This is a genomic window from Alkalibacterium sp. MB6, from assembly GCF_009935905.1.
Taxonomy (GTDB): domain Bacteria; phylum Bacillota; class Bacilli; order Lactobacillales; family Carnobacteriaceae_A; genus Alkalibacterium.
Map to the genome: position 1 here is coordinate 1 of NZ_PREX01000040.1, position 8,892 is coordinate 8,892.

8 protein-coding genes are annotated in these 8,892 nt (G+C 39.8%); 1 reads left to right on the plus strand and 7 read right to left on the minus strand.

All coding sequences use genetic code 11. The features are described 5' to 3' along the window. Window positions 1–150: 150 nt before the first annotated feature. Window positions 151–2,166: a right-handed parallel beta-helix repeat-containing protein gene (locus C3945_RS11285; protein WP_161879754.1), complete on the plus strand. Its 2,016-nt coding sequence runs from the start codon at window positions 151–153 to the stop codon at window positions 2,164–2,166. Window positions 2,167–2,324: 158 nt separating this feature from the next. On the opposite strand, the gene C3945_RS11290 is transcribed toward C3945_RS11285, so the two are convergent. The 7 genes from C3945_RS11290 to C3945_RS11320 form a co-directional block, all read right to left on the minus strand. Next, the gene (locus C3945_RS11290) at window positions 2,325–3,611 is read right to left on the minus strand and encodes a CapA family protein (RefSeq protein ID WP_161879755.1); all 1,287 of its coding nucleotides are present in this window, start codon (window positions 3,609–3,611) and stop codon (window positions 2,325–2,327) included. Further along, window positions 3,595–4,401, minus strand: a complete 807-nt coding sequence (locus C3945_RS11295; protein WP_161879756.1) for a M15 family metallopeptidase — start codon at window positions 4,399–4,401, stop codon at window positions 3,595–3,597. Before C3945_RS11295 ends, C3945_RS11290 begins: the two co-directional genes overlap by 17 nt. A gap of 73 nt (window positions 4,402–4,474) precedes the next feature. Then, window positions 4,475–5,149: a TIGR00266 family protein gene (locus C3945_RS11300; RefSeq protein WP_161879757.1), complete on the minus strand. Its 675-nt coding sequence runs from the start codon at window positions 5,147–5,149 to the stop codon at window positions 4,475–4,477. 143 nt (window positions 5,150–5,292) lie between these two features. Then, window positions 5,293–5,697: a hypothetical protein gene (locus C3945_RS11305; protein WP_161879758.1), complete on the minus strand. Its 405-nt coding sequence runs from the start codon at window positions 5,695–5,697 to the stop codon at window positions 5,293–5,295. Then, window positions 5,690–7,219, minus strand: a complete 1,530-nt coding sequence (locus C3945_RS11310) for a carboxylesterase/lipase family protein (RefSeq protein ID WP_161879759.1) — start codon at window positions 7,217–7,219, stop codon at window positions 5,690–5,692. Before C3945_RS11310 ends, C3945_RS11305 begins: the two co-directional genes overlap by 8 nt. Before the next feature lie 67 nt (window positions 7,220–7,286). Then, on the minus strand, window positions 7,287–8,153 hold the full coding sequence (locus tag C3945_RS11315) for a DUF4085 family protein (RefSeq protein WP_161879760.1): 867 nt from the start codon (window positions 8,151–8,153) through the stop codon (window positions 7,287–7,289). Window positions 8,154–8,174: 21 nt separating this feature from the next. Next, a complete protein-coding gene (locus C3945_RS11320; RefSeq protein ID WP_161879761.1) occupies window positions 8,175–8,549 on the minus strand; it encodes a hypothetical protein in 375 nt (124 codons plus the stop codon). Window positions 8,550–8,892: the final 343 nt, after the last annotated feature.

Consider the following 8,892-nt stretch of genomic DNA (forward strand, 5'->3'; position numbering starts at 1 on the left):
TTGGATAAGTCATCCAACCCCATTATAAAGGACTTTTTTATATCATGAAACAGTTAAATTTTTAATGCAACACTAGTGATAATACATATAGTCGTCTGATTATCTAGATAAAATGAACTAGAGAACGACTATTAAGAAAGGAGTGTTTTAATGGACTATCATGTATCCATACAAGGTAATGATCAAGCGAAAGGTACAACGGATCAACCTTTTCGTACGATATCACACGCTGCCGCTTTAGCGAAACCAGGTGACACAGTTATTGTGCACACTGGGGTTTATAGAGAATGGGTTAACCCTGCTAATGGCGGAACGGAAGAACAAAGAATAACTTATCAATCGGCGGGAGACGGCGAAGTGGTTATTACAGGAGCAGAACCTGTTTCTGATTGGCAAGCTGAAGGCGACGATGTGTGGAGTACAGAAGTAGATAATAAGCTTTTTTCTGTTCGTAATCCTTTTGAAGTCGAATTGAGTGGCGATTGGCTATTCGATGGAGACTTGACCGCACACTTGGGTGATGTTTATTTGGATCACAAATCCTTATATGAATGCGGTAGCCTGGAAGAGGTACATAAACCTAAAATATGGTCTGAAGCGAAGTACAAAGAGGACTCTCTTTTGACTTGGTATGCCGAGGTCGGTGAAGAGACAACTAAAATATGGGCTAACTTTGGTGGAAAAGATCCTAGAGAAGAAAATGTAGAAATCAACGTTCGCCCTCATTGCTTCTGGCCAGAAAAACCAGGACTTAACTATATAACGGTCAGCGGATTTACCCTACGTCAGGCTTCTCCTCAATGGGCAGCGCCTACTGAATTCCAAGAAGGCTTAATCGGCCCTCATTGGAGTAATGGCTGGGTAATTGAAAACAATACCATTAGCGAATCTAAAAACGTGGGCATCAGTTTAGGTACAGAAATAGGTACGGGTCATGCAGACAAACAAAGCAAAGGCGGTACCCAACGGGAACAAGAAGTTATTTTGAGAGCTTTACGATCCGGATGGCATAAAGATAACGTCGGCAGCCATATCGTTCGTGGGAACAGTATTCATGATTGTGAACAAGCAGGTATTGTTGGACACATGGGCGCAGCTTTCAGTGAGATTTCCCATAACACTATTTATAATATTCACCATAAGCGTCTCAGACATGGTGCTGAAGTAGGTGGTATTAAACTTCATGCAGCTTTGGACACTCAGATTACTGATAATAAAATCTATAGCGCTTACCGTGGTCTATGGCTTGACTGGCAAGCACAAGGGACACGAATCAGCCGTAATACCTTTTTCGATAATTTATCTGAAGACTTATTCTTTGAAGTGTGCCACGGTCCTTATATCGTTGATCACAACCTATTCCTTTCTCCAATGAATTTCAGAGATATGGCTCAGGGTGGCGCCTTTATTCATAACTTGTTTGCAGGTCAATTCGTCGTTCAATCAGAAATAACCCGTACCACACCTTATCATTTCCCTCATGAGACAGCTATGGCTGGCTACTCTAATATCACGGGAGGCGATGACAGGTATTATAATAATATCTTCCTAGGCAATAAAGAAACAAATAAGGAACCTGTTCCTATTAGCTTCTTTGAGCACCTTCCGCTTAAACCTAGAACTGAAACAGAAGAAGGTGGAAAAGCTGTAATGGACGGTGTTCCTGAAGATTCTATTTGCTACTTACACCCTATCGGTCTTGGTGGGTACAATAACCACCCAAACGTTAAAGATAAAAAATGGTGGGAATACACGCAAGAGGAATTAGCTGATTTAGGAGATGCTGCAAATGATTTCTTAATTGGCAATGCGGTGTTACCTGTTGCTATGGGTAGAAATGCCTACTTGAATCATTCCGTTCCAAGTCAGCATGACTCCAAGACGATTAAAGTTGAAGAAGAAGGCATTAAAGTAGAGGTTAACCCAAAAGAAGGAAGCGTGCATGTTACTGTTTTAGATACTGAAACGCTTCTAGCAGCCTCTGATTTGATTGTTGATACAAAATTACTTGGTAAAACCTACCATGCTGACATGAATTTTGAGCAGCCTGATGGCACACCTTACCGTTTTGACACTGACTTTTTTGGTGTCGAAAGAACCCAACAGGCCAGTACGCCTGGACCTTTTGAACTAACCGAAAAAGGCTCTTCTGAATTTTCTATTTAATATAAATAAAAAACGAACAGTATAGTTAAATGATGGTCAAATGATTACGTGGCGAGAGGTAATAGTCGCCCTATAATTATTTAAACCACAAATAACACTGTTCGTTTTTTTGCATGGCTTATATGATATTTAATTTGTTTCAATCCTTTTCATAGTTTTTACTCAAAGCTTAGTCGGTTCATTGTTCTGTCGTATGACTCTTTGGCTGAGTTATTGAATGCCTCCGGCAAATCTGGGTTTTCAAGGTAACGTTCAATTGGCAATATACGGTACGTAAACCTTGCATCCCCTTCCTCTTTATTTCTATAAACCCAGGTGGGTACAAATCGAATAGCTTCAATTGTCGTCTCATTAGTTGTTTGATTTTTGTGAATCTCAAAATTAATAATCACACCGTCTTCTGTTGCTTCGTAACCTTCTCCCAACGTTTCTCTTCTTTGATTGGAAACAAAGTTACCCATGGAGTAAATAACAAACGACTCGTTTCCATCTACTTCGAGCATTTCAGCCCGTTGAATAACATGAGGGTGGCTGCCTAAAATAATATCCACACCTTCTCGTGTCAGTAGGTTGGCGTAATGAACTTGAAAGTCATTTGGTTCGTCTGCATATTCTTGACCCCAGTGCATATAGGACATGATTAAGTCTGGTTCGAGCGCATTTGCTTCCTCAATATCTTTTATGAGTTGCTCTTCATTTATTAAATTAATCATATTCTCTAATTCCGAGTCAGCATATAAAGCCTCTAGTCCATTTGCATGTTCAGTGTAGCCTAAAATAGCTAGTTTAATACCGTTTATCTCTTTAATCAATACTCTCGATTCGGGTTCACTTGCATAAGTACCTACCGCATCTATCCCTTTTTCATTGATGACCTCTACCGTTCTTCTTAGACCTTCCGAATGAGTATCTAGACTATGGTTATTCGCAGTGATTAGGGTAGTAAACCCGGCATAAATGAGAGCATCAACCATAGCATCAGGTGTATTAAAAGTGGGATACCCAATATACGGTCTTGAGGGACCAGCTAAAGTTGTTTCTAAATTAGCCATCGCCAAATCTGCTTCATCAAGTATTGGCTTCACATCTTCAAATACAGAGTGAAAGTTGTAGTCATTTGTCGCCGAATCGAATGCACTTTCAAGTTGAGGGGCATGTCCCATCACATCCCCAACAGCTGATATATGGACAATCGTCACAACATCACTTGGCTTGTCTTCTGGTTCATCTTCCGTTACTTCTGTTGCTGGTTCTTCTGGTTCCCCTTCGTTAAAGGTCGGTTCGCTTTCTGTTACGGAAGGCTCTCCATTTGTTACTTCTTCATCCCCGGCAATAAAGTTCAGAGTAAATAATCCTAACAGCAAGATGAGAATCATTAACCCCATCAATACTAGCAAACGATTTAAAGCATGGACCCGACGTTTTTTTCTATTGGTGGATCTCACTATCTATCCCCTCTTCCACTAAAAACTCCTCATAAGTTAACCCACTGTCATAAACAGCTGTAGCCAGTTCTTGTCCTAAATAGCGCAAGTGCCAAGGTTCGTAAATATAACCTGTGATACTTTCTTTTCCTTCAGGGTATCTGATGATAAAACCAAAATGATGAGCGTTCTCTTTAACCCATAATCCTTCTTCTGTTTCACCGAATGCTTCTGTCAGTTCTTTAGCCACGCTCTCACTCGTCACATCCATAGCTAAACCAGTTTGGTGCTCACTTTCACCAGGACGTGCACTATAACGATTCGCTGCCTCTTCTCCATGTTGCTCAACATAATTGTTAAACAATTGTACTTGAGTGTGGTAAGACCGGTAGCCTGATCGAGCAAGAAGAATGATACCCTCTTCTTCAGCTGCATCAAACATCTCTTTAAGTGAGTCGGCAGCCACTTGTCTTAATTGTCTAATTTCAACACTTTCCAACACAGTAGGGACCTCGACCAAAACCAAATCGTCAGGTTCATAACTATCACTCAAAGGGTGTTGCTTATTAACTAATACAGCTGTGCTGCTTGGTTCAAAGATATCTTCTTTTAAAAAAACCGATGGGGATTCATCTATTGTTTCATTATCGGCTACCTCCTCACCTTCTCGTTCAACTGTATACTGCCCTTCATCAATTTGGCTTTGAGAGGGAGACTCATTCGGATCCGTGGGTATTGATTGACACCCCACTACACTACCCAACACGGCAAGAATGGTTAAACGGTACAAAAAAGCAATGACTTCTCTCATAAAACATTCATCTCTTTCTATGTCGTCCTTTGCCACATGCTAAATGACATCAACAAAATTCCACTAAGTGCTTCTAGTTACTCGTTGGAACAAAAGGAACGATTTTTGAAGCTAGTGTACTGATCGGCATCGTTTGCAAAACAACTTTGCCCGGTCCAGTTAATTTGACTAGGAAAGCCCCTTCTCCGCCAAACATCAGATTTTTAAACCCCTTAATCGTCTCAATAGCATAGTCAACGCTGTCATCAAAAAGAAAGACATGCCCGGGTTCTACCAAAAGCCCTTCTCCAGATGTTAAGTAATACTCCATTAACGATCCATCGCCTTCTAGAAACAAGTCGCCATATCCTGAAAACTTCTGAAGGACGAAGCCTTCCCCTCCCAAAAAACCCGCAGAAAACTTTTTAGTAAGAGCCACTTCAAAATCAACTCCTTCTGTAGAAGCGAGATAAGCATTCTTTTGAGCCATGAACGACTGCCCGTTCATATTGATGTGGACGATTTCTCCGGGTAAAGAAGAGGCAAAGGCTATTTCTTGCTGATCGCGTACTGCCGTATATCGGTTTTGAAACATACCCTCTCCAGTCACTGCTCTTGTGAATCCTTTAAATAAACCACCACGGCTAGACGTTTCCATCTCAAAACCATGTGTCATCCAAGACATATTCCCCGAGCTAGTCACTATGGTCTCGCCCCGATTCAATAGACATGTTAAGACAGGATACTTTCCATCTATTTTAAACTCCATTATGTACTCTCCTTATCATTAAGGCTATAGAGATAGCCTTTCCGTTTAAGCATCATAAATTTCCTTAATCATACACTATTTAAAGGAATTATGTTGCAAAAAAAGAGCTTTTTATGTAAAAAGACTCTCTCATCGGTATTCAGTTATTCTTTTTTTATGACATAAGAAGCGACGCTTATGACTTTCCCACTTTTAGCAGCACTGGAGAAGGTATACATGTCGCAAAAAGCCATGCTAGGTTTCTCTTTGAAAATAAAGCAACCATTGACTGCACCGTATCGTCCGTGAGTTAGTACAGTATTTATTTCAATCTTTATCATTTTAGTGTCCACCAATTCATTGAAATAAGTTATTGTTTCACTTATCCCTACACGTTTATTTTTAGCAATAAGGTCCCAGACAACGTCACTCATTATGTGATCAGCTATAAATTCTTCATCTTTACTAGCTATAGCTTTGTAAATATTTACTAAAGTTAGTCTTCTTGGTGCATTATCACAATCATCCGGGATAAGGATGTCTATCCCGTTAATGTTTTCGTTAACCATGACTTTCACTCCTGAAATAATGCTTAATGAGAAAGGCCATTAGGTCATCTGGTTGTTCTTTTACGAACTCAGCCTTATCTCCAAATACCATTCCATATGGCCCTTCGGCTGTATAGGGCTCCCATTTTGGCATGTCTTCCCCTGTAGATTCTTTACCGTTAGGGTCTCCAGTTGAAATAAAGTTCACCAAATAGTTGCTCATCTGACGAGCAAGGTCATAGTGCTTGCCAACAAAAGGTCTCCATGCTTTAGCTAAGGTTTCAAAGAAAAACCACAAATCGGCTGAGTGGAAGGTTCCTGCATTATCATCTCCTGGTATTTCTGGATCAAAATTATAATAGTAAAGAGGCGTATTGGCGCCACTATCGGAATTAGCTTGCCCGACAAGGCGATTAGCGTACTCAATCGTTCGGAATGAGGCGTTCTCGATGACTTCTTCTAAATCACCAGACTCGATAGCGCATCGTTTCAAATAGTCGTCCGCATCGGAACCAAATAGTTCACGTGCCATTTCTTCAAATTCTTCTAAACTCGAAACAGTTGGAGCGCTATAAAATTCAGATGAGGTATGGCCTAGTAAAACGGGAACCATTAACCGCTTATTCTCCATAAAGAGTTTAAGTGTGTCCCCCATAACAAATTGCTTGTCAACAACCGGCCCCCAGAATTGCCCATATTCTAAAGCTTTTTGGCGAAGGTATTCACCATCAAGCTCACGTGCTTCCTCCAAGGATGACACCCCTAAGAAATCAAAAAACTTAACCCCTTCTTCTTCCACTTGCGATAAGGTTTTTCCACTCCCTGGCATACGCTGATTTTTATAGACACTCGCAAACATACCACTTAGAACAACAGCTTTATTAAATAGACCTTCATTTTGAGGCGCAGTTAGGTGATGCATCACACTACCCCCACCTGCGGACTGACCACCGATTGTGATGTTGTCAGGATCACCTCCAAATGCGTGGATGTTGCGCTTGACCCACTCCATACCGGTTTTTTGGTCGAGTAAACCGAAGTTAGTTGGTGCATCCGGAGCCTCAGCAGTGATGTCTGGATGGGCTAAAAAGCCGAATGAATTCAGTCGGTAGTTTACTGTGACAATGACTGCACCTCTACGAGCTAATCGTTCACCGTCGAATTCCATTTCAGATGTATAGCCGTATTGGAATCCCCCACCAAAAATCCAAACATAAACAGGTAGCTTTTCATCTGCGCTGGAAGCCGGTGTCCAAATATTAAGGTAAAGATTATCTTCATCCATAGGCACTTCAGGATCCACATGCCATTCCCGTGCATAAAAATCTTCTTTGTTTAAACCCGGTGTTGCTTGCATAGATATAGGAGCGAACTCAAACGCCTTTAGAACCCCTTCCCAATCAGCAGCGGGTTGAGGCGCACGCCATCTATTTTTTCCAACAGGTGGTGCAGCAAAAGGCACGCCTTTAAAAGACGTGACGCGAGGATCCGCAGCAGGCAACCCTTGAATAAAACCGTTCTCAACTTTTACTTTTCTTAACATGAATAATCTCCTCTCTATTAAATACAATAGGCAACTATCAAAAACAACTAAAGAAAATAACTTGTCTTCATATTTCTTCAATTCTTATATCAGTGCAGCGAAGAATAAGTTCAAACAGCCCATCACCCGAAAATAGAATATGGACCTCATAACCGACTTCCGTACGGTAAAGTTCTTCGTACAACCATATCTTTCCGTTGATGGGACCTTCTTGTTTTATTACTTCAGGTGCAGTAAAAGCGACCTTATTAAAACTGGTGAATCCTCCACTAGTATCTAAGTGCATGACCATATCTGTTTCACTAACTGCTACCTTTATCATTTCGCAATCGTGAAAATCGAAATGGTCTTTGATAGCATTTGGTACAAGCTCTTCTTCTTGGGCTTTGTAGTAATCTTTTAAAACCCGGTTCATCTTCTTTTCATTTTCTTCACTGAGATCCTTTAACTGCCTTAACATGTCCTTAGTACAGTAACCTAAGCAAAATACCCGTACATCTGCAATCTGTTGATAGATGTTATGAGGCAGTCGGTTAATTGTTTCTCTTATTTCTGATTCTTGACTCAATCTAAATTTTTCTCTGCACTGTCCTTCATTAAGAGGCGGACGACTTTCATACTCCTCAATCAGTTGTTGTATATGTTCTTTTTCTTCCAAAGACATCTGATAAATCATCTGGTCTTCTTCACTTATGTCTTCCTCATTTATACATGCGTCTAAAGATACAAATGTGCTTCCGTCTTGTTCCAACATAAAACGTGGATCGACATCATAAATGTCACGCTCCAAGTCTAAGAATTCTTTCTCTTTTCTTTTATATAGACGTTTATAAAGAGCATCACTATAACTCTCAGCTCCGCTATGTACTCTCAATCCAAAATAAAGGTCTGTTCGCTGACATAAGTCGTACCATTCTTTTGTTAAATACTTCATAGCTTCTCCTTTGACTCTAAATTAAGTTCGTTGTTTCTTCTTTTTAAATTTATTTACAATTCGCTTTATGGCACTATGTAATAATTCTAGGCATACTGCAATTAAATTCACTATAACCCAATGCCGTAAAATATAATGGGTGGTAGTAGTGGAGCCGTAGTGAGGAATAATAAAGGATAACATGATTAATATGGAAATAAAATAGAGGATAAATTTGCTACTTTTTCCCATTTCTTTATCTTTAAGCCAGTCGGGTAAAAACAACAACATCGAAAAAGTCGTTAGGTATAAAAGGATAAACGTTTGAACAAAGCTTAGAGCAAACTGCAATATGAAAATAATAAGAGCAGTTATAGATAATATCATTATTCTCTTATATGCTTTATCTTTTTTCAATTTATTCTCTCCCATCTAATTCAATTCGGTTTCCTCTTCTAACAACACACCTTCGTTCATTTATCATTTCCCTTCATTGATAAGGCTTTCATATTTAAGAGGACTAGGTCAGTCGCTACTCTCTATGCATGATGTCATGTTTAATTTCACGTTAATCCACTTTTTCGAAATGTAACATATCTACTTAGTTTTCACAACTTACTTTTCAAATTGGTATGTGTCAAGTTATTCTCGGTAACCTTTAATCTAAAAGTCTGTCTTACGGAAAATATTTTTATTCAAGGCAAATCAACTGAACATTTTTGCAAGTACACCTGTGAAACTGGAAGCAGAAGCATAGTTG

Coding starts and splice junctions, on each gene's coding strand:
- C3945_RS11285 (WP_161879754.1), top strand. CDS start 151: ATGGACTATCATGTATCCATACAAGGTAATGATCAAGCGAAAGGTACA.
- C3945_RS11295 (WP_161879756.1), bottom strand. CDS start 4,401: ATGAGAGAAGTCATTGCTTTTTTGTACCGTTTAACCATTCTTGCCGTG.
- C3945_RS11300 (WP_161879757.1), bottom strand. CDS start 5,149: ATGGAGTTTAAAATAGATGGAAAGTATCCTGTCTTAACATGTCTATTG.
- C3945_RS11305 (WP_161879758.1), bottom strand. CDS start 5,697: ATGGTTAACGAAAACATTAACGGGATAGACATCCTTATCCCGGATGAT.
- C3945_RS11310 (WP_161879759.1), bottom strand. CDS start 7,219: ATGTTAAGAAAAGTAAAAGTTGAGAACGGTTTTATTCAAGGGTTGCCT.
- C3945_RS11315 (WP_161879760.1), bottom strand. CDS start 8,153: ATGAAGTATTTAACAAAAGAATGGTACGACTTATGTCAGCGAACAGAC.